Source organism: Herpetosiphon geysericola (assembly GCF_001306135.1).
Lineage (GTDB): Bacteria > Chloroflexota > Chloroflexia > Chloroflexales > Herpetosiphonaceae > Herpetosiphon > Herpetosiphon geysericola.
This window is the reverse complement of sequence record NZ_LGKP01000010.1, coordinates 72,379-96,126: the sequence shown is the minus strand read 5'-3', so window position 1 is coordinate 96,126 and position 23,748 is coordinate 72,379. Positions and strand designations below refer to the sequence as shown.

The window sequence follows — 23,748 nt, the reverse complement described above, 5'->3', positions numbered from 1 at the left end:
TGTGGATAATTGACAGCCCCAAACAGATGTGCTAGATTGATGATCGTTAGCCCCCGACTGCCTAACAGCCCAATCAGCGAGAGGATTTATGCTGCACTATGGTAGCGAACGTTACACCCTTACTGATGGCCAACGCTACCGCCTAGGATTTGAGATTTTGCTCAAGCCGGGCAAGGCCGAACGACCAGACGCTTTTGAGCAGCGAGTGGCCGATCGGCTAGAGTCGGAACTCCGGAGCTTGCCAGCTGGAGCAAGCGGCGAAATGATGATCATCTTTACTGCTGGCATCATCGCCGAAGGCCGGATTACTATCCAGCATCCACCCATGCTAGCCCCGATCGTCCCAAGGACGAAGCCGCGCGGCTCCCGAGGTGGCAAAAATCGATTAAAAGCCCAAGGGCTAGAAGGGCCAAGCTACACAAGCGCCTAAGCGTAAGCGCTCCCTCAATTTGGTGTGTGGCATCGAGCAGCAACACCGCGCCGATAGCATCCGTTATGGATGGATCGGCGCGGTGTTTTTTTTGTTGGCTTTGCTTATGAGTGTATTTATGGATTGGTTGATCGTTGCGCTGATCTCCGGAGCTATCAACGTGGCAACGTTGGGGGCCATGGGATGGCTTGCGCATAAAAATGGCCAGCTTGTCGCGGCATTGAACGCGGAGCGCGAGGCGCGAGAGAAGGATGTCAACTATCTCCAGCAACAAATTAGCCTCATGGCCGACAATGCCAAGCTGGAGATTACCAACGCGCTCCAGCCGTTCATCGATACCCGCCAACGTTGGACGTTGACCTATAACCAGCTTGTCAAAGCGGAGGCGTGGATCATTGAACTCGTGGCCCAGTTGGAAGATCACGAGGTGGCCGTACCACCACCGCCGGATGTGCGCGAAACCCACAGGCCTGACGAATCGAAGTTTTACCCAGTTATCGACGAGGCCCGGGAAATCAGACTTAAAGAGTACATCCGAGCATACATCGACGCGCCGGACAAATGGATTTAGTTACTACTGGAGGAATGGTTATGCAAGACTCTGCCATTATCGGATCAGCAATCACCCTCACCGTCATGGCCGCATTGATTGGCTTGATTTATACCGCTATTCAGGCCTACGCGCCCAAGGTTTTGACCGCACTGGATGAATGGGCCAATACCCATATCAGCGCTGAACTTCGCGCGGCAATGTACGCCGCTGTCAAAATCGGTTTGCGCGTTGCCCGTGATAACAAATTGACCGCTGATGATTTGCTCGATAAAGCCACCAAGGTAGCAAGCAATTATTTGATTGATCTTGGTATTGAAGTGACCCCCGAACAAATCCGCGACATGATCCGGGCCGAACGGCAGAAGCTGGCCGACGAAGCCGCCGACAAAGCAGCTCTTTTGCAAGCCACCACCCCCACCCACCTTAACTAGGTGTGGTGGCAGACCGTGATCGGCTTGCTGTATTGCGCATTCGTTTGGATTTTCTTGGCTTTTATCAATTGGGAATTGTGGCGATATGACAGATCTTGATTGGGCAATCGGGAGCAACGATCTGAGCTGGATGACCAGCGACGAGATGATCGAGCGTGCCAAGGATTTTGGCGCGCCGCGCTCCCATGCCCGACGAGCTGCCAAGCGATCGCTGATCGCTGCCATGAAGCATGAGATCGCCGCTGATATTTTGCCCCGATTGCCCGAGGATGGCGAATCATTCCACATTGTTGGCAATGGCCGCTTTGACTATTGGTCATTCATCCCGGTGGTTTGCCAACTGCTGGCCACACAAGGGATAGTGTTCTATGGGTCAACATGGACGCTCAACCGCGACAATGCAACAGAACTGTTCGATTTGCTTGATCGTGGCGTGTTGGGCCAAGCCACCATGTTGACCGGAATCTTTTTCAAGCGCCGCGAAGCTAGCATCTACGCATATCTGCTGGATGGCCTGCTCAAGCGCGGCCAGCGCTACGTTGCGTTTGAAAACCATGCGAAGGTCACATTATTGGCCACCCCCACCCATGCGATCGTGATTGAAGGATCGGCCAACTTTACGGCCAACCCGCGCGTGGAGCAATACGTGATCACCAACGATCGCGCGTTGCACGACTTTCACAAGGATTGGATGGAGAGCATGCTGGCCAAGGGGGATAGCTGGCATGGCAAATAAAACAGTTAAGGCGACAAAAGCCCAGGTAGAGAGCCGAATCACGGAGCTTATGGGATTACTCGTCAGAGGCGCGAGCTATAGCGATATTCTTCGATATTGTTCGGAAATGGGCGCAGCGGCCACCAATCCAGATGCCAAAGATCACGCCAAACAAAGCACGTTTTATGGTGTGGAGCTAACCTCCCGCCAGATCGATACCTATATCCAGAGAGCGAGAACCGCCTTTAGCAAGCTCTCAGAAAGCGACCGAAAAGAGGCGATCGGCCTAGCCCATGCCCGGCTAGAGCTGCTATTTCAATCGACGATGCGCATTCAGGATTTCAAGGCCGCGCTGGCCGTCGAGAAATCACGGATCGAGCTGCTAGGCCTGAATGCCCCAACCAAGATCGCGCCAACCAATCCAGCAGGCGACAAGCCCTATGCAGAACTTACCGACGAAGAGCGAACTAGCAGAGTTATGGCCATTGTTAACCAAGCGCGAGCGCGAGGAGCTGGATCGGCTACTCCAGATGGAGACGACGACGACAGCGACAGCGACGACCTGGAGGCCTAACCCTGGCCCTCAATCGGATGCTTACCACTGTGATGCTGATGTTGTGGGATATGGAGGATCGGCTGGAGGTGGCAAAACCGACCTAGCCCTAGGGATGGCCGGGACAAAGCATCGAAACTCGATCATTTTTCGCCGGGTATTTACCAGTGCTGAGGGGATTATCGATCGGAGCCATGAACTATGGGATGACATAGGCCGCTATAACGGACAGGATCACCGCTGGAGATTGCCGGATGGCCGGATTGTCCGGATCGCCTCCATTCCCATGGAGAAGGACAAACAAAAGTATCAAGGGCAAGGTGGCCGGAGCCTTATGGTTTTTGACGAGGCTCCCGAGTTTACCGAATCGCAAGTGCGATTTGTGATGGGCTGGAATCGCTCAACCGATCCACGGGTCAAAAAATGTCAAACGCTCTTGACGTTCAATCCTCCCATGGATGATAGCCAAGCATGGATAGTAACGTTTTTTGCTCCATGGCTTGATGAAGGATACGACGATCCCGCCCAGCCCGGCGAGATTCGGTATGTAGCCCGAATCGATGATCGCGATATGTTCTATCGAACGCCGGAAGATGCGCCGGAATCGGTACGGGCAACCTTGAAAACACGGACGTTCTTTCGTGCGCTCTTGAGCGACAATCCGCAGCTGGCCGCGACCGACTACGGCGCAACGATTGAGAACATGCCGGAGCCGTTGCGCTCGATTTTGAAAGGCCAGTTTGATGCTGGCAGCGTGATCGATCCATGGCAGGTTATCCCAACGGCGTGGATCAAGGCAGCCCAAGAGCGTTGGAAGCAACGGCCAGAACAGCCCGAGCGGCCACTCTCTGCGATAGGTGCAGACATCGCCCACGGTGGCGCGGATAAAACCGTGATCGCCAAACGGTACGGGGATTGGTTCGCTCCCTTGCTCAAATACGCAGGCAAGGAAACACCAACCGGGCAGGCCGCAGCGGGATTGATTTTGCAAGCCATGGGCGAGGATCTGGTTATTCCGAACATCGACGCGATAGGCTATGGAGCCAGCGCCGCCGATGATTTGATCAGCCGTGGCTATAGCGTCAATGCCGTAAACGTAGGTGCAGGAACGACCGCACGCGATCGAACGGGCCGATTTACATTCAAGAATGTTCGCGCGGAGCTGCATTGGAAGTTGCGGGAGGCGCTCGATCCGAGTCGCAACCCAACGCTAGCGCTCCCGCCAGATTCGGAGCTACTAGGCGACCTGAAAGCACCAACCTTTAGCATTAGCGCTGGAGGAATCACGATCGAGAAAAAGGATCGGATCAAGGAACGGATTGGCCGATCGCCCGACTGTGGAGAGGCCATGATGCTTGGCTTGATTGAAAGTTTTGCACTGTTTGGATTTGCTGGATTGGATGACGACGATGAGCAAACGGAATAAATCAACGCGCCGCCACATGCGCCAGCTCCGCGACGAGCTGGAGGCATTCAAGGCCGCCCAAGTCCAAAACCCAGCCTATTGGCAGCATGAATTAGCCGAATCCGAGCGCTGGAGCGTTCGACAAGATGGCAGCATGTGGCGGCATCAGGCCGATCTCTACCGTCGGTTAAGTTGGTTTCAAGGAGCCGTCGAACGACTGGCCCAGCGTTGCGCGATCGAGCCATTGACCGTTAGTCAACGGCAAGGCGAAAAAATCAAGGCGATCGTCAATCATCCGCTGGAGGTACTGTTATCAAACCCCAATCCAGCCTATAGCTATTTTGAGTTAATGGAAGCCACCATTAGCTATAAAAAGATCACCGGGCATGCTCATTGGTGGCTCAACCGGGATGATTACGACGAGCAACCGACCGAAATCTGGCCGCTCCCATCGCACCGTGTGCGCGTTATTCCCGACGGCAAAATGTGGATCAATCATTATGTGTTTGAAAGTGACCACGGCCAAGAGGTTCCAATACCACCATGGCAGATTGTCCACTTTCGGCGGTGGAATCCGCTTAGCGCGTTCGATGGCTTGAGTACCGTTGAAGCGCTGGCTACGATCGCCGTCGGGGAATTAGGGATGCAGGGATGGAACACCCGATTTTTTAACGAGGAAGCTGGCAAGGTTCCGGGCATCCTTGCGTTTGCCGATATGGTCGATCAAAACACATGGAAACAGATCGATCGTGATTATCGGGAGCAGGGCCAGCGCCGCGGCCTGTTTAAGTTGCGCGGAGTTGGTAAAGGTGGCGTGCAATGGATTCAAACGGCCATGCCTCAAAAGGATATGGAGTTTTTGGCAGGCCGCACCTTTAACAAGGAAGAAATTTATAGCATGATCGCGCCCGGCTTGGCTAGCATGCTGGATGTCAACGCGACTGAAGCTAACGCGACCGCAGGCGAAACCACTTTTTTAGGCTATGGAGTCTACCCCGAGTTAGTCAGCATCGGGCAAAAGATTACAAGCGATCTTCTCCCGGCCTATGGCCCCAATTTGGTGGCCGCATTCCCGGATGTCCGGCGCAAAGACCGAGCGCTGGAGCTAAAAGAGCAAGAGGCTTTTGAGCGCAGCCATACCATTGACGAGGTACGGGCTAAATACTACGAAACGGATTCAATTGGCGACGAGCGCGGATCGCTGATCGTGCGCGAGCTGGCCGCGTCAAAACCCGCAGCGCCTCCAGCCCAATCAAATATTGCAGCGGATGCAGCACCCAACGATCCTCCCCCACCACCACCCGCCAAAGCGGAGCTGTTAGTGGAGCCAAAGCCAACCCTCGCGCTCCCGCCTCCAGCTCCAGCTCCAGCTATTGGCCCAGGTGATTCACACCACACCGGAGCCATGATCGCGTTGCCCATTCCGGCGGAGCTGGCCAGCATGCTAGCAATCCCCGGTGGCATTACGCCGGATCAGTTGCACGTAACCATTGCCTACTTAGGCGATGCTATGGAGTTTGATGCAGCTGATCGCCTCCAGATTGAGGCCGCGCTCCGCGTTGCTAGTGGTTATGGGCCAATTCGGGCCATGGTTAGCGGCCTAGGCCGATTCAATACCCAAGAATCGGATGGCACTAACGCGATCTATGCCAGCGTGGATGCACCATGCTTGCCCGATTTTCACCGTCGGGTTATGGAATCGCTGGCCACCGCCGGAATCGAGCTAGAGCCAAACCATGGCTTTACGCCGCATATCACCCTAGGCTACATCGATGCTGGAGCTAAATATGATCTGCCCGTGCCTCCAGCCTTGCCCGTGATATTCGATAGCATCATGCTGGCATGGGCCACCGATCAGCAAATGCTCCAGCTGCGCGATCGGGATGCAGAGCGCATCGACGAGCTGGCCAAATGGGAGCGCAAAGCGATCAAGGCACTAAAAGCGGGTAAATCTCCCGCCGTGTTGTTTGCCAGCGACGTGATCGACGCGCTGGAGCTGGAGGCTATTCGCGATGAACTGGCCGACGCTCCCAACGTGGCGACGATTAAGGCCGTGTTTGGTAGTGCAGCCAAGGCCAGCGACATGACCCCGCGTGAACGCGAGCTATACGATCGCATCCTTGCTGCATTCCAAAAGCATGGCAAGTTGACGATCAAGGCGATCGAGAATGATCAGCCGATTGATTGGCTATCGCTTGATAGTGCGTTGCGCGTGGCCATGCTGCCATTACTGCTAGAGATTGCTATGGAGGAACTGGCCAGCAATGAAGCGATGATCGGCCTTGACGTTGATCCCGCACTGGCCGCCGATCAGGTTATGAGTTGGGCCACCACCTACACCGCCCAACTGATCAAAGGATTGACGAGCACAACCCGCGATCTCGTCGAGAAGGCGATCACCCAATACCGCGCAACGCCGGGGATGACCCGCGCCGATCTGGAGCGCTTGCTTGATCCCGCATTTGGTGCCAAACGGGCAGAGATGATCGCGATAACCGAAACAACCCGCGCGGCCAGCCAAAGCCAAAGCCAATATAAAAAAATCCTTCGCGATGCTGGATTGAATTTCACGCGGGTCAACCGGACAAACGCCGATGATCGGGTTTGTGCGATCTGTGGCCCGTTGCATAACAAATCAGAGAAAGATTGGCCAACCTTGGATGGCCCACCATGGCATCCACGTTGCCGCTGCGCCGTCACCCTTGAATTAGAGGAGGGATCGGCATGATCGATGTTGCTGTTATCAATACCGATCAGTGGAGCACCGCGCTAGGCCGCGATCTCGCTCCGGCGATCAATGTTGGGTTATTAGGAGTTGGCAAGCTGGCCGAAAACATTGTAGCTCCCTACCCTCCAGCGCCCAGCCCATCCGGTGATACGTGGTACGAGCGTGGCTATGGGCCAAAGCGCCGCCGGAAGGATGGATCAGTCACTGGCCGCAAAACCTCCGAGATGTTAGGCCGCCGATGGACGATCGCCAGCCGGAGCCGCATGGTAGTGGTTTTGATGAACACGGCCAGTTATGCAGCCAATGTTCACGACAGCGAGGAGCAATCAGCAGTTATGCAAGCAATTGGGTGGAAAACCGACGCAGACGCGGATCGGGAAATCACACCCGGCCAGATCGAGGATGTAATGATCCCGCCGATCGTAAATTTCTTAGTAGGTGGCTTATGAACCCTAAAGTTGTTGCAATCAAAAGCGCCACCGGAACATGGACGATCCGGGTATTGGCCGCACCGTTTGGGCATCCAGCCCAAAAAGATAGCCATGGTCAATACTTCGATAATCAAACCGATTTTGCTGATGATGTTTGGCCCTTACCTCCATTCGTCTACTACCACGGCTATGACAAGCCGGGACGAGAGAGCCGACGGCCAATCTATATTGGCAAATCAGCACGGGTATGGGTTGATAGTGAGGGCCGTTGGTATGAGGGGCCGCTCGATCAATCGGTGCCAGAATCCAAAAAAGTATGGGAGGCCGCGCTCAAAGGTGAGGCCGTTGGTAGCCCAGGTACATTGGAGCACTTGATCCGCGTTGGGCCAAACGGCCACCTCGATCATTGGCCCATTGCCGAAGTATCCATTTTTGATCAACTGGATGGCAAGCGCCCAGCCAACCGACGGGCGATCGCGGTTCCGGTTATTAAATCGCTTTATCAGGAGGCAGGGCTAAACCTGCCAGATATAGAACAATCGCTACAGGCGACGAGTGGCAAAGGCGCTAGATCGCAAAGGCCAGCACCCGCAACGGCGATCAATCAACAATCAACCAAATCATTGGAGAACTCAACCATGGACGAAGAAGAATTAAAAAAGATGATCGCCGATCTTGTAGCCCAAGGTGTGGCCGAAGCCATGGCCGCTCAGCAAGCCGCCGCCGCTGCCAAAGCCGCCGAAGAGGCGAAAATGGAGGAGGAGGTCAACAAGCGGGTAGAGGCTGCTAAAGCCGATATGGCCAAAAAGGCCGCCGAAGATCGCCGCTTGCCGTGGAGTGGTGGCGCAGCGCCCCACGTTGCCCAATTTAGTGATGTATCCAAATTCGATAATCTTGATTTGGCCGATCATGCCTTTATGTCTGGAGTGCTTGGCGCGGCCAAAAAAGCAGGCCGGAGCGAGTATGGCTCCAGCGAATCGAGCATGAAGGCCTTTGCAATCAAGGCCGCCGAAGATCAAACATGGATCGGCGAGCGTGCGCGTCAAGCGATCAAAGCCGCCAATCCCGGTATTGATCTCAAGGCATTAAAAGCGAACGAAATTAACCGCGCCGATCTGGCGAGCTACGGCGCGGAATGGGTGAGCGATGCATGGGCTAATGCGATGTGGGAAAACATCCGCATCTCAACCCCGATTGTCGCCAATTTGCCAACCGTTGAAATCCCCCAAGGTGCAGATAATCTGACCATCCCATTGGAATCAGCCGCTCCCACCTTTTATAAAGTGGCCGCAGCCGCCGATTTGAATGCCACCACGGGCCGACCCAATGCGACCGTGAACGCCACCAAATTAGGCACGGCCAACCGCACGATCACGACTTCAAAAATCGGCGCGCGCGTTGTGTGGGATGGTGAGATGGAGGAAGATTCGATCTTGCCATGGGTGAGCGAACTTCGCAGCTCGATTGAGAAGGAAGGCGCTGAGATCATGGAGAGTGTGGTGATCGATGGCGACATTGCAACCACTGCTACCACCAATATTAACGATATTGGCAATCTCTCTGCACAGTCCGCAACTAATTATTGGCTTCTCTTTGATGGGTTTCGGAAGTTGGCATTAGTTACGAACACGGCCAACAGCCGTGATGGTGGTGTGTTGGCGCTCGACGACTATCTGGAGACGGTCAAGCTGTTGGGCGTTTCTGGGATTAATGCGCTTGATCGGAGCAAGGTGGCGTTTATCGTTGATCCGCTGACCTACTACAAATCGCTGACCCTCACGCAAGTTCAGACCCGCGATTTATTCAGCAATCCCACGATCGAAGGTGGCGAATTAACAGGCCTGTATGGCTATCGCTTACTCGTGAGCGCTAATGCTTGCCGCAGCTCCAGCACGCGCTTAAGCAATGCGAGCGGTAAGGTCGATTTGACCACACCCGCTAACAATACCAAGGGTCAAATCGCCGCGATTCGCTGGGATCAATGGCGGTTCGGTTTCAAACGGCGGATGACCATTGAGGTTGCACGCATGATCGATAGCGATACTAATCAAATCGTGGCACTGTCACGGGTTGGCTTGATCAATCGCGACAACGAAGCAAGCGCCGTCAGCTATAACCTGACCGTTTAACCTGATTTGGATTTGGCGGCTTGCTCATAGCGAGCCGCCCTAGCTAGAGGCTGATATGACAAATAAAAAGTTGCAACCAACCCCCACCACCGTGGAGCTAGCACCCGATCCAGCGCTGGCCGACTCGATCGATCTGCTTAACTCATTGAATGCTGAAGATAGCGATCAGGCTGATCCAATCGACGAGCCAACCGAGGCCGCAGCGCCTCCAGTTCCGGCGATCGAATATGTGGCCGTTGATCCTCCCGCTCCATCCGGCGTGAGCGTTCGCTTTATGCAGGACTATCGTGGCGTTTTAACTGACGAAGCCTTTTATGAAAAAGGCTCTGTGATCGTGTTTGATGCCGATCGTGCCACCAAGTTAATTACCCAAGGCCGCGCGGTCGAAGTGAAGATCAAAGCCGAGGAGTAGAAATCATGGCCTACACCACGTTAGAGCGATGCCGCGCCATCCTCAAAATTACGAGCACCGCCGATAATGATCTGATCGAGGATGCGATCGCGGAGGCACAGGATGCGATCGATCAGTGGTGTGGCCGCACGTTCGAGGCCAGCGCGGATACAACCCGCTACTTTGATAGCTCCGCGATCAAAGGTGCAACGTTGACCATCGACGAGCTGGCCCAAGTTACCAGTGTGATCGTTGCTGGCCAAACGCTCGATCCGACCAGCTATCGGCTGGAGCCTCGAAACGAGATCCCGTATACCTCGATCCGTTTACTGAATGGAGGATCGTGGAATGTGGGATTAGATGACGAGGTGGCGATCGCTGGCCGTTGGGCCTATAGCGTGGAGTCACCAAAAACGATCACCCGGGCAGCCACGCGCCTAGCCTGTTACTACTACAAGATGGCGATCGAGGCTCCACTCATGGATGTGGTAGCCAACCCCGAAATGGGAACCGTGACCATTGCTAAGGGTATCCCCAACGATGTACGGATGCTGCTCCAGAACCTCCGGAGGATTATTTAGATGGGTCTATCAGTTGACACAATCAACGCCATGCAGGAAATCCACCGGGGGATCACCGGAGTAAAGACCGCGCCGGATGTTGCCAACTATCCAGCCCAGCTTAACCAAGTCGATTGCCCCATGGTTTTAGTGTGGCCAGGTGATGCCACATGGACGCGCGAAACAATCAACGAAAGCGACGATACCCGCAGCATCTACACCGTTACGGTTTTTGTCGCTCCAGCAGCTACAGGCATGCGCGGAGAGTTGATTGTCAAGGCCTTGGATTGCGCGGATGCACTCCGCGAATACTACCAAAGCGATGATGGCCAAACGCTCAATGGCTTTGTGGAGATTACCGGGCCAGACGAGATTCGTTATACCGGATTGCGCACCATTAAATACAACGATATTGATTGGTATGCGCTGCAAGTCATTGTTCCGACGGTGCAACAAACCGCCTAATACGAATAAAAGAGGTAGATCATGCCCTACGAATATTACAACCCGGATGAATTTATCCCCGGTGTGCCAGCTCGCAACTTGAGCGACGAAGAATATAACGCCATTCCGGTGGCATATCGCACTAGCCCAGCCGAGCGCATTTATCGCCATGTTGATACCTTGCCCGGTGACAATTACCCACCACCACCCGACGGCCCACCCGATGGCCCACTGGCAGATCCGAATGCTGATCCTGAAAAAGCCGACGAATCCAAGCCGATCGAAGAACCCAAGCGCCGCGCCAAATAATCGGCCACTAGCCCAAATTTTAGGAGGTAGCCCATGGGCTTACCAATTGATCTCCGTCGGGTACAAGTTGCCCAAGAAACAACATGGGGAACCTTCGTTCCTGCAACAGCGCGATTGCTTGAAGTGATGAGCGCTGAATTTGAGGCCAACTCCGAGCTGGAGCGGGAGCAATCGATCGGGACGTTGAATCCAGCCACATCCAGCGAGATCGTTTACATTGATGGCAAGATCACGCTGGAGCGAAAATCGACAGTCCAAGATGATTGTTATTTTCTCGATAACATGTTTGGCGCAGCGACCCCTAGCGGAGCTGGCCCCTACGTGCGAGACTATGCAGCTCCCGATGGCCTGTATATCCCAAAGCCGCTCAGTTTTGAGTACGGGATGGCCGGAGCCTTATATAAGGCATCCGGTGGTCTCGTCACGAGCTACGAGTTGACGATCGAGAAACGCAAGCCATGGATGATCAAAAACGAGATCGCAGTTAAGAAGGTGGAAACATTAGGATCGTTAGCAGCCCTAACCCAACGTGTACCAGTTGTTCCCTATGCCCATCACACGACCATGTATGTTGATGCAGCCGGTGGCACGATGGGATCAACCGCCGCCGCAAATACGTTGCTTAAAGCGGTATTGAAACTTACTCCCAACATCCATATGGATGACGCGGTAGGTGATATTAGCCCGTTTGATTATACCGTTGCCCGTTGGGATGCTGAGCTGGAGATCACCGCTGTGCTCAATGCCACGTCGAAAGCGTTGATCGATGCTGTTTTAGGTGGCGACAAGGCCGAGCGTCAATATCGCTTCAAGGCCCAACGCGCGGCCAGCGCGATCGCCCAAGTGGATTTCTGTGGCGTAATCGATGGCTCCGGCCAAAAGCTATTCGAGAACGTCAACAACGGAACAATTGGGCTTAAGTGGAAGGTGCTCCCGCAATATAACAGCACCTTCGGCAATTGGCACAAGCAACAATATACCAATAGCGTGGCCGCGTTGCCCTAGTTAAGAGAGGATAGCCAAGGCTATGACAAAATTAATCCTTCATCCAATCGACGAGCGCGCCGCAGGGAGCTGGCAACAAGAGCGCAAGCGCAAACGCCTAAACAATGCCATATCGGATAGCCTCAAGTTTCTCCGGCTTATGGTCGATGATGAGAAGCTGATCCGTGATGAGATTGGCCTGACCAAAATCCGCGATCTGGAGGCGCAACGCGACGATCCGAAAACAGGCGATGAGGAGCGCAGCCAACTTGCAACCGCGATTAGTACGCTGGAGCAAGCGATTACGCCGGAGCAACGCGCCCAATTACTGGCCGCCCGGCGCGCCACCATCGACGCGGATCGTGCCTATGAGGATGCGCGCCAAGAATATGAAGATTGGGTTTTGGCCCGACTCCAGACCGACGACGGCACGCCCGTTGCCGAAGCGCTGGAGCTGGCCACCAAAGATCAGATCGATGCAATGGTCTGGAATGATCTGGAGGAATCCAGCGTCCCCCAGCTTGGCTAGAGGACTTGGAACTCTGGATCAATGATGTGCAGGATGTCCCACCGGAGGGAGTGATCGAACTTCTAGCCGCTGAAACATGGGGCATCCCGCCGTGGCAAGTAGCCGAAGGCCCGGCTATTTGGATCGAACGGTTCCGGCTCCTCCAGAACGCCCGAGCGAACAAGGCAGCCTACGAACAACGAAAGCATGGATGACCATGGCAAAAAAACCAGTCGAAATTATTATCATTGCCAAGGATGGTGCAACCAAAACGATCAAGGGCGTTGCTAACGCTGTTGACGATTTGGGCAAGGCCGGATCATCCGTTGAAAAAACCTCCACTGCGATCGATGGAATTGGGGAAAGTAGCAGCCGCTCTAGTTCCAAGGTCGATCAATTTGTTGGCACACTGGAGAAGGTGGCCAGCGTTACCGCGATCATCGAAACGGGACAAAAGGCCTTAGATTGGGTCGAAGAAGGCAACAAGGTTAATAGCATTGCCTCCAGCTACCAAAAGCTGGCCGAAGCTGAAAACGTCCAAGCTGATTTATTGCTTGGCAAAATGCGCACGGCCAGCAAGGGCTATATCGACGACGTGACCCTTATGGCTGGAGCAAACAAGGCCTTGCTACAAGGTGGCGACGAGCTGGCCAATGAACTCCCGAAGATTCTACAAATTGCCGGAGCTGCTGCAAAAGCCAATGGTGGCGATATTAAGCAACTGTACGGTGATATTGTGGAGGGGATTGTTAAGGCCGAGCCGGAAATTTTGGATAATGCTGGCCTGACCTTGAACCTCACCCAAGTCTATGATGATTGGGCAAAATCATTGGGTAAAACCGCAAACGAACTGGATCAGGCTGAAAAAAGCCAAGCACTGCTCAACGCGGTACTAGAGCAAGGGGATGGATTTTTAGCGAAGGTCGGAGACTCCAGCTTGGAAGCGGGATCGAGCCTCCAGAAGTTGAAGGCCGATATTATCAACGCCAAAAACGAGCTACAGGGATTGGCCAGCGTTGGTTTAGAGGAGCTGCTGAGTGGCGGCGACTTTTCTAAAATGAAAGGGGATTCGCAGGCGCTGGAGTCGGGAGCCGATTATAGCCAGTATATCCAATCGCTGAAGGCCGCCAAAATGGAGACCACCGCACTCTCGCAATCGCAGTATGAAGCTGCGCAAGCGATGGTTGCGAATGGTGCTAGCGCGGATGATACCGCCGTGAAGATGCGCGATCTCAAAAATATCATGGATGAGATTCGCGCGGATGATGGTATTGGAATGGCTTTCGCGATGAATCTTGGAAATCTTGCACTCGTGAGTGAAAGCGCCGCCGATCGCACGGATCGGCTGGAAAAACAGATTAACAAGATTGCCGCAGCCTCACCAGAGGCCGCAGCAGCTACCACAGAACTGCTAAATACCTACAACGAACATCAGATCACCACCGAAACGCTCATGGGACGGCTCGATCTGCTTGAAATGAAGTATGTCGAAACCACCAATACCACCTTTGGGTATGCCGATGCCCAAGAGATGGCAAACGAAAAATTCGACGAGGCCACCAGCTCCGCAGCCACACTCATGGATGCCCTATTTGCCCTGACTGATGCCGAGTGGGAAATGAGCGAGGGCCAGGTCAACGCGATCAACACGACGCTTGATCAGGCACTAGCCGCCGAAGAGTTGGCCGCCCAAAATGACATTCTCAACAGTGTCATGGCTGGAGTTATGGATGGAACCTATAGCCAAGCCGATGCGATGAACATCCTAACCAATCAATTAGGATTGCAAGGCCCGGTACTCGATGCCATGGTGGCCAAGTGGATCAATCTTCACAATGCGATTGCTGGCCGTTTGGGCAGTGTCTCCGGTATCAATGCAGCCAAGCAACTCAAGGGAGCTATTGATTACACCTTAGATCCTCCCAATCTCACGCCAGCCTATGAGAAGCCCAAGAAAGGCCGATCAGGCAGTAAGCGCAACGGGAGCGGTGGCAAGTCCGAGGAAGTGAAGGAACGCGAACGCGAAGAGAAGGAATTGGCCAAGATCGAAGAACGGATCGCAAAAACCGAAGAAAAATTTAACAAGCAGGCCGAGAAGCTGGAGCAAGATCATGTCAAACGCCGCCAAGCGATTTGGGATGATTTTTATAAAAAGCAGCTGGCCGCGCTGGAGAAATTCAACCGGGATAAGTTTGGTGATCAGCTCAGTTTCTTCGATAGCCTCAAAGGTATGGAGGATGAGGCCAGAACCCGCGCGATCGCGAAAGAAACCGAAGCATGGGAGAAATCCCAGCAACTGGCCGCGACCAAAGGCCCACAGGTAGCCGACGAGTGGTACAAAATGCGGATCGAGCAGATCAAGGCCGACGAGGATCGCGCCGCAGCGATCGCCGATCTGGAGCAAAAAGTTACCGACGAGATGGACGCAGCCCAAAAGGCGCGATTACAAAATGAGCTGAATTATCAGAAGGAATTAGACCGCCGCCACGACGTGAAAGATCAGGAAGATCTCAAGCGGCTGGAGGATGGCGGGGATCAACTGGCCAAAGAGCGCGACGAGCAGCTGGCCGACGAGGATCAACGATTCAAAGAATCGCAAGATGATCTATTGGCCAACTACAAGGAAACGCTGGAGGAAGTCGCTGGCAAAACGGATGAATTTACGAGCCGCATCGTCAGCGCCATCGATACCATGATCGCCGGATTTGATCGCATGGCCAGCGCTGCCGGAACCGCTGCGAGTGCTAGCGGTGGTGGTGAGGTGGATGGGTCACACGCCGGGGGATTGTTTCGGGTTCCGTATGATAACTACATCGCCAAATTGCATAAAGGCGAGCGGGTACTCACTCGCATGGAAGCCAAAGACTACGATCGCATAACATCGCGGCCCATGCCACGAGGTGGAGATATGCGCATCCCTAGCGCCCCCATGGTGGGGAGCAGCTCCCGCACAACGATTAACAATCGTGCTGTTGTGCATGCCAGCTTTGGCAACGGCGCACCACGCGCCGAAGTTGCCGCCGCCCGAGGCGATCTCCAGCGGATGTATGAAGATAGCATGGCCGAAATGGCACGCGACGACAAACGCAAAAAATTCATGGGAGGCTAGGATGCCTGCTAATTTGTTTCTCCGGCTCCGCACCGCCGATGGGCTAAAATCGTTCACATTCACGGACAACGTGGCCTCGTCGATGCTTGGCGAGGGTTGGCAACCCGGGGATGTCTCCGCGACTGCCAACGGCTATACCTTGGCTGATGTTGCGATCCCTGCGCGCATCAAAGGGGCTACCGCTGCGCAGTGCGCGGCCAACCTCAATATCTTAAATGACATTCTCCAGCAAGCCGCCCGGTTTGCCGCTGGAGAGGATGTCTCCATGGTCTTGCTTGACGTGACCATGAAGGGGAGCAACCCCGCCAAACTGCTGACGTGCGCAGTCAAGGGATGGAATCCAGCCGGATTCCTCCCCGCAAACTACTATGATCACATTGTAACCACAGGCAAGGTGGATGTGGTGGTTAATCTGACCCATACCGTGCTCTTCCATACGGGATGGGTCTATGAGAATTTAGCCAGTGGCACGGCATGGGCTAGCGCGCCAACCGTGGTAGCATCCGGCGTAACGGTGGCCCATGTACCCGCTACAATGCCCTATGGTGGCAATGGATACATTGAATTAACCAAAAGCTCCGGAGCCGATGCAAATTTTCGCATTACCTCTATGCCAATCAGCCTAACCATTGGCCAACCAGTAACGATTAGCATGGATATTTCAGCCGATGCCAGTATCACCGATGTTCGCGTGCTGTTGTGGAATGGCTCCACCTATAGCAATATCCAGCCGCTGGCCGTCTCAACCACGCCGATCGGTGGTGGCGTTCGTACCCGGGTCACGTTACTCCCCACGTCCACCGTCACCGCCTATCTCTATTTTCAGATCTTTGGTGGCAATGCAGCGGCCAAGCTCCGGATTGGCGAGATCCTTGTGGTGTCTGGTTCAGGCATCGACGACGGATGGCACCGAACCTATAGCGAGCAAACGAACGGAACCCCGTTTGCAACGGGAGGTAGCCCTGATCTGAGCTATGCGCTATGGCCTGTGAGCCATGCCCATCTTAGCCCGGTCAAAATCACGCTAGCCCGTGGTGGTGGCCAAGTGGATTATCGTCACCCCTCATGTTTTTTGATCTTCAGCGATCGCCAGCCGAGCGGCTTTTATGAGCTGGAGTATGATTACTGGCAAACCGCTGTGAGCGCACCCTTTAGCCTCAATGGTGAAATTGAGGCCTTTGGTGGAAACACGCTCCGTTATACTCCAGCCGGAACCGGGGTAGCGCGCACACCGTGGCAAAACATGCCCTATGGCAGCACCGGATGGAAGGGCATGCTGAATGCATTTTTGGGATGTCGGAATAATTCCGGCTCAACCAGCTTCACGGTGTGGATCGAATTTGCTGATAGCACAACCCTTCAGATCGCCGAAAGTGACAAAAAGATCATTGCTGCTGGAGCCTCAACCCCAACATGGTACTTGATTGGCCGCGCAGCCATCGCCAAACGCCGCGCAGCGGCGAAGTATCGGATCGCGGTTCAAGCCACCGCCGCCTCCGGAACGTTTGATATTAATCCATCCGCGTTCATCCATATGCAACCCGGAGCCACGATCGTGCAACTGGATAGCATTGATCTGGGCAGCTCAACCTATAACTTTAATTCGATTGTGCTCGATCATCAATTGCTAAGTGATCGCGCTCCCGCCGTGGCCGCTGTTAATGCTGCTCCAGCAATCGACAGCCCAATTTCCTACTGGACAAGCCCGATCGTCAATATGGCAGGCAACCAGTTATGGGGTCTCATGTTGGGCATGAACGGGAACAAGTGGAGAACCTACTTAACCGGAGCCGTCACGATTGAGCAGTGGGATCTGTTTGGCCAACGTTTGCCAGCCTATCCGGTTCCGGAGTAATCCAGCATGGATGCGATCCTGATATTCGACAAGCCCCCGATCAAAGGGGGGAAATTAATCGCCGATTACACGACGCGCACCAGCGCGTCGTGGACGTGCTCCGAGATCGGATTTGAAACGGCTAAACTGGCCACGATCGCGATCTCCGAAGAGGAGCAAGTCACTTGGTATCGACGACGCACCGCATGGTTGCGGATTACATCAAAAGGCATGGTCTTATGGGAGGGCATGATCCGTGATCCTGCGATCGGTCCAGGCACGCTGGATATAAACGCATATGGAGCAGCCTCTAGCTACCAAGATTTGTTGTATACCGCGCGCTGGAGCACTACCAAGTATGGAGATTGGATGAGCGTGAGCACTATCCAGTTGAGTGGCCGCGACGCGGAACGCTACTCGATTGAGACCGATCAGCGTTTGTATATTGCTCCATCCGGCGGCGATGCGTGCGACCTTGCCCATATTGGGAGCCTGATGTGCTCAATTCCTGATAGCTCCCGCCGCCAGTGGACATCCATCGAAGGCGCGGCCTATAAGTTTTTGGCCCCAAATTCTACATGGGTAGCCAGCCTCTCACGCTATAACTATGTTGGCGGCGCGCTCACATTCCAAAGCACGGTCTGGAGCTTGAACGGTAACGGCGCGCTGCAAAGTGGCACGATCGCCATTAGTAACCTTACGCCGTGCGATGTGCTCATGTTCAATTGCTACTTGAATCAAGCGGCTACTACGTTGGGAACCGGGATCGTGGCCGGAACCCGCACCGTGACCCCAGCCAGCATGACCGGGATCGCCGTCGGGAATAAACTCGCGATCGGGGGGACAAATCCGGAGGAAGTGACCGTAACCGCCACCACTGGTACAACGTTTACCGCCGTATTTCAGTATGCGCACCTAGCCGCAGATTCCGTATCGCGCGTTTGGGAAGGTGAAACCGGGGATGTGTATCTGGAGGTAACGGGCCAACGCCTCAAAACCACCACCACCGGAACCGTCGATGCAAGGGAGATCTTGATCGATTTGGCCGCGCATATCGCGACTGAGAATCCGGATTGGGTCAACACGTCGAGCGCAGGCCTCCAGAGCCAAGGCGTTGATCTCCGAAATGAGGTCTACGAGGATATGCGCCACCTTGCGATCGTCCAGCATCTGCTCCTCTATGGTGATAGCTCTACCCGCCGTTGGGAGTTTGCGATTTGGGAGGATTTGCAAGCGTATTTCAGGCCGCGCGGAACCGGTGGCCGGCAATGGTTTATTTATGGCATGCCGCCGCTGGAGCGTGATCTGGAGCAATCGGCCAACGCGGTCTATGCGATCTATGCGGATGCAGCCGGAACCACCCGCCGCACAGCTCCCACGATCAACACTGCCGATCGCCAGCAGATTAACCTCCGGCGCGATTTGGCGATCACCGTTGATACCGATCAACCCGCCACTGCGCTAGCCATGCGCGACGTGGCCGCAGCGGATGCCGTTGATAGCGGAGCGTATGGCTCGATGCCGATCGACTATGTGTACACGCCGCAGGGTGTGGCCATGCCAGCCTACATTGTCCGACCCGGCGATACCGCGATCATCAGCGCTGGCCCGTTTGGCTTCTCTACTGCATCAGGCAAAGGCCGCGCGTTTGTGATTGCCAGTGTCAGCGTGGATGCCAGCGACCGGAGCAAGCTCCCGAGCGTCAGCATATCGCCCGATGCGCGATCACCGAGGATGGCCAGTTATCAGGCACGGCGCGAAAATTTGAAGTAATAAAAAAAGCCCGATCAATCGCTGATCGGGCTTTTGAATAATGATAGCTATTAGGTTTGTTTAGTAGGAGGTTCTCCAGCATGGGCTTGTTGCATCAATATTTTAATCACCTCTGTTTTAGTCGTGTTTCTGAGTTCGCGCTGTTGATCGGTATCATCGGGCATCGTATCGAGGATTTGCATGGCCATGCCTACGGAATTCATGCGCTCAAGCGTCTTTATGTAGTTACTCGCATGTTCCATCGTTGATTTATACATAACCATAAAGGTTGCTCCAATAATCTCCGTAATAATTCCCCCCACTCCTGCAAGGATTGTAGGAGTAGCATTATCGGTCTTAAAATATTGGACGATGCCTAAAACAACAATACCAAATCCACTAACCATTGCGGTAAGACTTAATCTATAAATCGATCTTGTTTGTGCAATATTTATATCGAAATAAGACTCTAGCCTAATTCGGGCCGCATCCCATGAAGGTTTTATTTTTTCTGGATTCTCCGATGCTTTTTTATCTGCACTTTCGATCCGATAGCTTCTTATTTTTTGGCTAATTATATCTTCGATCAGTCTAATTAATCCAGGTACAGAAAACGATAGAAGAAATGCAATAATAGGAATCAAAACCCGTTGTAAGTCAGTCATTCAACCCCCCCCTAATAACTGTCAATCTCCCGAACCCAGCGCAATCCATTTTTCTTATTAACCCCGAGCCGCCGGACAATCTCCGAGGCTTGGATCGTTGGCTCATTGGTCAGCCACCACCGGATGGCCGCAACTTGCACGATCGACGGTTCCCCAGCTGCTGGAGCTGCTGGAGCATCCAGAACCTCCGCCGAATCATCCGGAACCGGAACCGCCGGAGCAACCCACGCCCGATCGGGATTGAGTGGCATGCCGAGCAATTCTAGCGCGGCGCTGCGATCAATGCCAAACCACTTGCCAGCATGCTCCATGATCGAGGGATAGGCCTGATTGCTCAGATCCAGCGCCTGAGCAGTGCTGATCGTTCCGACCTTGCGTAATTTTTCGATCTGCGATCGTGCATCATCGCCTAAGTAAATCCAACAGAACTGATCGCGCACGTCCCCATGCCCTTCTAGGCCTAATGCACCCACGCGATCGCTTTGGGGGAAGATCATCAATTTATAGCCATATTCGCGACCAACACGCGCCCAGCGCCGAAGGTAAACCCCGGCGTTTTGCAGCTCTTCGATCGTGTCGTTAATCTCATCCCATACAATCCACAGTGGAGTATAGATCGCGTTTGCTTCAGTTTGGCCCCGAATCCGGCGCTTACGAAAATCAGTCCAGAGATCACCAAAAAACGTAGCGATCTCACTATAGGCTCCCTCTACATCCAGCTTGGCAGCAGGCAACCCGCCCCACTTCGGCGGATCGAATAAACGCCACTTTGGATCAACGATCGCGAACTGACCATCCAGCAGCCGGATCAAGGCCTCCGCTAACGTGGTTTTTCCTGCGTTCGTGTTACCGATAATGGCAACATGGGGGATTTCTTGCAGCATCGATGCAAGCGCAGGCAACCCTAAAATGGGTAAAGCCTCCAGCGTGATTGCCGGAGCTGGAGCTGGAGCAACAGGGGGAGGCGCGATCGATTTTTCGCGCGGTACTCGTCGATGATCGGTAGGGGTTGGTGGTGGTGAACCACCCACAAACGAGGGAGCCGGAGGGACGATCACCCGTCGAACCAGTGATCCAAGTTGGGCAAAGGCCAGCCGGATAAGATGCGCGATCACGCTCCCATTGGCGCGCCGCCACCGGATCAGTTTTGATGCGCCCACCATCAGGCCCAAAACAGCCAAAATAGCGGCCAGCATAATAAAAAACATGAGTACAACGGGTTGATCGTCCTGTGGCATGTTATACCCCCGATCGGCGGCGACCAAATAGGATCACTTCGCCGTAGTAGGCCACTAAAGTAGCCATCACAAACGCTGCTAGCCATTCTACCACGGAGGCAGCCCAAATGCGATCACTAATCACAAACCGCGTGATCACATGGCTCCACGTAAATGAGTAGTACACATCGATCGCCAAAAAGCCCAGGTACAACTTTGGATAGCGCTCCGCTGTCGATACCTCCCCAACAAACACGACCAACGCCACCACCACCCCGAGGATGTAGCCTATCGGATCGAGCGATAACCCAACCCAATGCTGGATAGTCGTGGCATATGCGGCCAGAATCTCTACTGCATCCGTATGTACCCCAAACAGCGTTGAGAGCGCACAATAGGCCACAAACGACGCGCCAAAAAGAACGCGCAGCCATGGCAAGAGATCGTCAATCAGATCCCGCGAGAGGGGAGGCGCAACCGTAGCCGCCCGGGTTGTGGTGGCATCCGTATCGTTAAGATTGCGATTCGACAAGCCCATAAAACACCTCTAAAAATCAAAGCCTAAAGCAGCAAAGGGATCGGGTTTTGGTTCCGGTTCCGGCGGTTCCAGCATGCTATTTTGCGCTTGTGGAGCCATATCAGAACCCGGAACCGGAACCAGAGGCATAGCGGGTGATGTGGTATAACCATGGTTATACGTTGGTATAACCAAACCCCGCAACGCCTTAGCAACATCGGGATCGAGCGGTTCAGCGAGGAGCTTATAAATATCAGCATGGTAGGGATCGGTGGCGCGGCTCAATTGAGCCAACGCCACCAAGGCCAATGCTTTGACCCCCGCCGAAAAATTCCCGCCGCCGCATGCCTCGATCTCGTTGAAGAGCGCATCAGACATGCGAGCACCGCGAACCTCATTACGCGGCATGTTTTGCCGCCAATCGAGCACCTAGCTTGGCACAACCCCGAGCGATCGCCCCTTGGGGATCTTCGACGACGATCGCATGCTGATAGCGATCGCGGATTGCTGTGGTGATTTGCCCCAGTTCAGCACCACCACCACCAATAAGGATCGCATCGAATTGCGCGCCGCTTTTGATTGTGCTGGCCAACGTGGCCACAATGTCATTGGCCAACACGCCGATCGGCGCATCCCACCCATCATAGAGATCGCGTGCTTGCCCCGCGACCATAACCGAGCCGGAGCGAATCGCTAGATCAGTTTCATAGACTGAGAACGGGCGATCATACCGAGCGCTGAGCCGAGCGCGGATCATGTTTAGCGCCCCCGATGTGCCAAGCCCATAGCTTTCTAAGCTATCAGCCATCGGAACCATGCGATTGAGCACAATAAAATCAAGCGTATTGTGGCCAATATCCACAACGAGGATGATCCCATGCTCCAGCGCTGCAAAGGTGCTGGATGACTGACCATGAACATCCAAGAGTTGATCATAGGCTAGGCCCAATGGCTCCGGAATGATGCGAATGGAATTAGCCCGATCAACCCCGGCATAGCGGAGTTTGCCAGCCAGCTTGCCACAAAGCGCTTGATCCATGGCCCATGTTGCCGGAAGGCAACTCACATAAAATCCATTTGGTGCCAGCTCCGAGCCAAGCAGCGCCCAGCCCTTCCGAACTAGGGCCGGAATGAGCACCGGATCATCTAATCGCCCTTGTGTGAGGTCAGTGCGAGGATTGGCTCCGCTGGCATCCTCCCCAACCCAAAACCCATTCCCCCCAACATAGATTTGCCGTCGCATGCTAATTGCACCTGTTACCACCGCTGAAGCTGGAGACAGTTGGCTAGGGAGGCGAACCTCCACCATCCGACCATCGCTCGTAATTCCAGCAACTTTCGTATACCCATGGCCAGCGTTGATCCCGATTGATTTGTATGCTATCGTTGTCATAATACGTGGGTTCCTTTCATAAGGGATGAGGCCGCCAGAGCTATGCACCAGCTCCGGCGGTTTTTTGTTGACTAGAATGGAATGGCATCATTTTGATCGTTGGGTGTCGAATCGGAAGCTGGAGGCGCTGGAGCTGCGATCGCCGCTTCATAGGCTGCGAATCGCTGATCAAGCTCCGTTTGAAACTCCGGATAGCTGGAGCGTATCGCGATCCATGGGTAGGCTTCTGGACTCAAAACCAAACTATCGCGATGGTTGATATGGGCATCAATTGCCTTATTCGCTTTGTTGAGCAAATCAAATTCTGGCCATTCTCTGGCAACGAGTGACCAGATCGGATTCCGCATCCCATGTTTTTCCATGATGTAGCGTGGCTCCGGTTTAGTATCTTCATCGCCCAACACCGACGGCATAACCACGACTAGCTTTAACTTTTTTGCGATCCAAATATCAAACCGATCGCCCGTATAAAACTTTGGCGGCTGGCCATGCACCATCAAGGATGCATCGATCCGGGACTCAATATGCTCCCGCCCTTTTTGATAGAGCTGTTGGATCACGGCATCCACGTCATCCCCTGGATGCAGATCAGCATGAATACTGATCGCTGGTCGCGTGTTGTTGTAATCGCCTAAGTTGAATGTTTCCGCCACTTCCACCACAATTTTGGTAATTTGCATACAGCACCTT

24 protein-coding genes are annotated in these 23,748 nt (G+C 54.1%); 18 read left to right on the top strand and 6 right to left on the bottom strand.

The genetic code is table 11. From position 1 onward, the window contains the following. Positions 1-88: 88 nt before the first annotated feature. The 18 genes from SE18_RS05220 to SE18_RS05135 all read left to right on the top strand — a co-directional run bounded on the left by SE18_RS05220 (position 89) and on the right by SE18_RS05135 (position 19,287). Positions 89-430 carry a hypothetical protein gene (locus SE18_RS05220; protein WP_054533371.1) on the top strand — a complete coding sequence of 114 codons (342 nt, stop codon included), beginning with the start codon at positions 89-91 and terminating at the stop codon, positions 428-430. 118 nt (positions 431-548) lie between these two features. Further along, positions 549-1,001, top strand: a complete 453-nt coding sequence (locus SE18_RS05215) for a hypothetical protein (RefSeq protein ID WP_152976556.1) — start codon at positions 549-551, stop codon at positions 999-1,001. Between the two features lie 20 nt (positions 1,002-1,021). Then, positions 1,022-1,414, top strand: a complete 393-nt coding sequence (locus SE18_RS05210) for a hypothetical protein (protein WP_054533369.1) — start codon at positions 1,022-1,024, stop codon at positions 1,412-1,414. 85 nt (positions 1,415-1,499) lie between these two features. After that, positions 1,500-2,150 carry a phospholipase D-like domain-containing protein gene (locus SE18_RS05205; protein ID WP_054533368.1) on the top strand — a complete coding sequence of 217 codons (651 nt, stop codon included), beginning with the start codon at positions 1,500-1,502 and terminating at the stop codon, positions 2,148-2,150. Further along, positions 2,140-2,703, top strand: coding sequence for a hypothetical protein (locus SE18_RS05200; protein WP_054533367.1), 564 nt, complete (start codon positions 2,140-2,142; stop codon positions 2,701-2,703). Before SE18_RS05205 ends, SE18_RS05200 begins: the two co-directional genes overlap by 11 nt. Before the next feature lie 313 nt (positions 2,704-3,016). Continuing rightward, positions 3,017-4,108 carry a hypothetical protein gene (locus tag SE18_RS05195; RefSeq protein WP_054533366.1) on the top strand — a complete coding sequence of 364 codons (1,092 nt, stop codon included), beginning with the start codon at positions 3,017-3,019 and terminating at the stop codon, positions 4,106-4,108. Beyond that, the gene (locus tag SE18_RS05190; protein WP_054533365.1) at positions 4,092-6,815 is read left to right on the top strand and encodes a phage portal protein; all 2,724 of its coding nucleotides are present in this window, start codon (positions 4,092-4,094) and stop codon (positions 6,813-6,815) included. Before SE18_RS05195 ends, SE18_RS05190 begins: the two co-directional genes overlap by 17 nt. Continuing rightward, positions 6,812-7,264, top strand: a complete 453-nt coding sequence (locus tag SE18_RS05185; RefSeq protein ID WP_054533364.1) for a hypothetical protein — start codon at positions 6,812-6,814, stop codon at positions 7,262-7,264. The genes SE18_RS05190 and SE18_RS05185 overlap by 4 nt, the downstream gene beginning before the upstream one ends. Then, complete coding sequence (locus SE18_RS05180) at positions 7,261-9,375, top strand: hypothetical protein (RefSeq protein WP_054533363.1); 2,115 nt, start codon at positions 7,261-7,263, stop codon at positions 9,373-9,375. Before SE18_RS05185 ends, SE18_RS05180 begins: the two co-directional genes overlap by 4 nt. Positions 9,376-9,430: 55 nt before the next feature. Further along, the gene (locus tag SE18_RS05175; RefSeq protein ID WP_054533362.1) at positions 9,431-9,787 is read left to right on the top strand and encodes a hypothetical protein; all 357 of its coding nucleotides are present in this window, start codon (positions 9,431-9,433) and stop codon (positions 9,785-9,787) included. A 5-nt stretch (positions 9,788-9,792) separates the two neighbouring features. Then, positions 9,793-10,347: a head-tail connector protein gene (locus SE18_RS05170; RefSeq protein ID WP_054533361.1), complete on the top strand. Its 555-nt coding sequence runs from the start codon at positions 9,793-9,795 to the stop codon at positions 10,345-10,347. Then, entirely contained in the window at positions 10,348-10,791 is a 444-nt protein-coding gene (locus tag SE18_RS05165) for a hypothetical protein (protein WP_054533360.1), read from the top strand. 21 nt (positions 10,792-10,812) lie between these two features. Next, complete coding sequence (locus tag SE18_RS05160) at positions 10,813-11,079, top strand: hypothetical protein (RefSeq protein WP_054533359.1); 267 nt, start codon at positions 10,813-10,815, stop codon at positions 11,077-11,079. 33 nt (positions 11,080-11,112) lie between these two features. Beyond that, entirely contained in the window at positions 11,113-12,084 is a 972-nt protein-coding gene (locus tag SE18_RS05155; RefSeq protein ID WP_054533358.1) for a phage tail tube protein, read from the top strand. 22 nt (positions 12,085-12,106) lie between these two features. Beyond that, positions 12,107-12,592, top strand: a complete 486-nt coding sequence (locus tag SE18_RS05150) for a hypothetical protein (RefSeq protein ID WP_054533357.1) — start codon at positions 12,107-12,109, stop codon at positions 12,590-12,592. A gap of 196 nt (positions 12,593-12,788) precedes the next feature. Next, positions 12,789-15,680, top strand: coding sequence for a hypothetical protein (locus SE18_RS05145; RefSeq protein WP_152976555.1), 2,892 nt, complete (start codon positions 12,789-12,791; stop codon positions 15,678-15,680). Between the two features lies 1 nt (position 15,681). After that, positions 15,682-17,535, top strand: a complete 1,854-nt coding sequence (locus SE18_RS05140) for a hypothetical protein (protein WP_054533355.1) — start codon at positions 15,682-15,684, stop codon at positions 17,533-17,535. A 228-nt stretch (positions 17,536-17,763) separates the two neighbouring features. After that, a complete protein-coding gene (locus SE18_RS05135; protein ID WP_152976554.1) occupies positions 17,764-19,287 on the top strand; it encodes a hypothetical protein in 1,524 nt (507 codons plus the stop codon). 50 nt (positions 19,288-19,337) lie between these two features. On the opposite strand, the gene SE18_RS05130 is transcribed toward SE18_RS05135, so the two are convergent. The 6 genes from SE18_RS05130 to SE18_RS05105 all read right to left on the bottom strand — a co-directional run bounded on the left by SE18_RS05130 (position 19,338) and on the right by SE18_RS05105 (position 23,738). Next, a complete protein-coding gene (locus SE18_RS05130) occupies positions 19,338-19,931 on the bottom strand; it encodes a TRADD-N-associated membrane domain-containing protein (RefSeq protein ID WP_054533353.1) in 594 nt (197 codons plus the stop codon). Between the two features lie 11 nt (positions 19,932-19,942). Beyond that, positions 19,943-21,169, bottom strand: a complete 1,227-nt coding sequence (locus SE18_RS05125) for a type IV secretory system conjugative DNA transfer family protein (RefSeq protein ID WP_054533352.1) — start codon at positions 21,167-21,169, stop codon at positions 19,943-19,945. 1 nt (position 21,170) lies between these two features. Further along, positions 21,171-21,686: a hypothetical protein gene (locus SE18_RS05120; RefSeq protein WP_054533351.1), complete on the bottom strand. Its 516-nt coding sequence runs from the start codon at positions 21,684-21,686 to the stop codon at positions 21,171-21,173. A 9-nt stretch (positions 21,687-21,695) separates the two neighbouring features. Beyond that, complete coding sequence (locus tag SE18_RS05115) at positions 21,696-22,043, bottom strand: hypothetical protein (protein WP_054533350.1); 348 nt, start codon at positions 22,041-22,043, stop codon at positions 21,696-21,698. 19 nt (positions 22,044-22,062) lie between these two features. Further along, positions 22,063-23,058: a ParM/StbA family protein gene (locus SE18_RS05110; RefSeq protein WP_054533349.1), complete on the bottom strand. Its 996-nt coding sequence runs from the start codon at positions 23,056-23,058 to the stop codon at positions 22,063-22,065. Between the two features lie 71 nt (positions 23,059-23,129). Further along, on the bottom strand, positions 23,130-23,738 hold the full coding sequence (locus SE18_RS05105) for a hypothetical protein (protein WP_054533348.1): 609 nt from the start codon (positions 23,736-23,738) through the stop codon (positions 23,130-23,132). Positions 23,739-23,748 lie beyond the last annotated feature (10 nt).

Excerpts from the sequence above, each read along its gene's own strand:
- SE18_RS05220 (WP_054533371.1), top strand. The coding sequence starts at position 89 with ATGCTGCACTATGGTAGCGAACGTTACACCCTTACTGATGGCCAACGC.
- SE18_RS05215 (WP_152976556.1), top strand. The coding sequence starts at position 549 with ATGGATTGGTTGATCGTTGCGCTGATCTCCGGAGCTATCAACGTGGCA.
- SE18_RS05210 (WP_054533369.1), top strand. The coding sequence starts at position 1,022 with ATGCAAGACTCTGCCATTATCGGATCAGCAATCACCCTCACCGTCATG.
- SE18_RS05205 (WP_054533368.1), top strand. The coding sequence starts at position 1,500 with ATGACAGATCTTGATTGGGCAATCGGGAGCAACGATCTGAGCTGGATG.
- SE18_RS05200 (WP_054533367.1), top strand. The coding sequence starts at position 2,140 with ATGGCAAATAAAACAGTTAAGGCGACAAAAGCCCAGGTAGAGAGCCGA.
- SE18_RS05195 (WP_054533366.1), top strand. The coding sequence starts at position 3,017 with ATGGTTTTTGACGAGGCTCCCGAGTTTACCGAATCGCAAGTGCGATTT.
- SE18_RS05190 (WP_054533365.1), top strand. The coding sequence starts at position 4,092 with ATGAGCAAACGGAATAAATCAACGCGCCGCCACATGCGCCAGCTCCGC.
- SE18_RS05185 (WP_054533364.1), top strand. The coding sequence starts at position 6,812 with ATGATCGATGTTGCTGTTATCAATACCGATCAGTGGAGCACCGCGCTA.
- SE18_RS05180 (WP_054533363.1), top strand. The coding sequence starts at position 7,261 with ATGAACCCTAAAGTTGTTGCAATCAAAAGCGCCACCGGAACATGGACG.
- SE18_RS05175 (WP_054533362.1), top strand. The coding sequence starts at position 9,431 with ATGACAAATAAAAAGTTGCAACCAACCCCCACCACCGTGGAGCTAGCA.
- SE18_RS05170 (WP_054533361.1), top strand. The coding sequence starts at position 9,793 with ATGGCCTACACCACGTTAGAGCGATGCCGCGCCATCCTCAAAATTACG.
- SE18_RS05165 (WP_054533360.1), top strand. The coding sequence starts at position 10,348 with ATGGGTCTATCAGTTGACACAATCAACGCCATGCAGGAAATCCACCGG.
- SE18_RS05160 (WP_054533359.1), top strand. The coding sequence starts at position 10,813 with ATGCCCTACGAATATTACAACCCGGATGAATTTATCCCCGGTGTGCCA.
- SE18_RS05155 (WP_054533358.1), top strand. The coding sequence starts at position 11,113 with ATGGGCTTACCAATTGATCTCCGTCGGGTACAAGTTGCCCAAGAAACA.
- SE18_RS05150 (WP_054533357.1), top strand. The coding sequence starts at position 12,107 with ATGACAAAATTAATCCTTCATCCAATCGACGAGCGCGCCGCAGGGAGC.
- SE18_RS05145 (WP_152976555.1), top strand. The coding sequence starts at position 12,789 with ATGGCAAAAAAACCAGTCGAAATTATTATCATTGCCAAGGATGGTGCA.
- SE18_RS05140 (WP_054533355.1), top strand. The coding sequence starts at position 15,682 with ATGCCTGCTAATTTGTTTCTCCGGCTCCGCACCGCCGATGGGCTAAAA.
- SE18_RS05135 (WP_152976554.1), top strand. The coding sequence starts at position 17,764 with ATGATCCGTGATCCTGCGATCGGTCCAGGCACGCTGGATATAAACGCA.
- SE18_RS05130 (WP_054533353.1), bottom strand. The coding sequence starts at position 19,931 with ATGACTGACTTACAACGGGTTTTGATTCCTATTATTGCATTTCTTCTA.
- SE18_RS05125 (WP_054533352.1), bottom strand. The coding sequence starts at position 21,169 with ATGCCACAGGACGATCAACCCGTTGTACTCATGTTTTTTATTATGCTG.
- SE18_RS05120 (WP_054533351.1), bottom strand. The coding sequence starts at position 21,686 with ATGGGCTTGTCGAATCGCAATCTTAACGATACGGATGCCACCACAACC.
- SE18_RS05115 (WP_054533350.1), bottom strand. The coding sequence starts at position 22,043 with ATGTCTGATGCGCTCTTCAACGAGATCGAGGCATGCGGCGGCGGGAAT.
- SE18_RS05110 (WP_054533349.1), bottom strand. The coding sequence starts at position 23,058 with ATGACAACGATAGCATACAAATCAATCGGGATCAACGCTGGCCATGGG.
- SE18_RS05105 (WP_054533348.1), bottom strand. The coding sequence starts at position 23,738 with ATGCAAATTACCAAAATTGTGGTGGAAGTGGCGGAAACATTCAACTTA.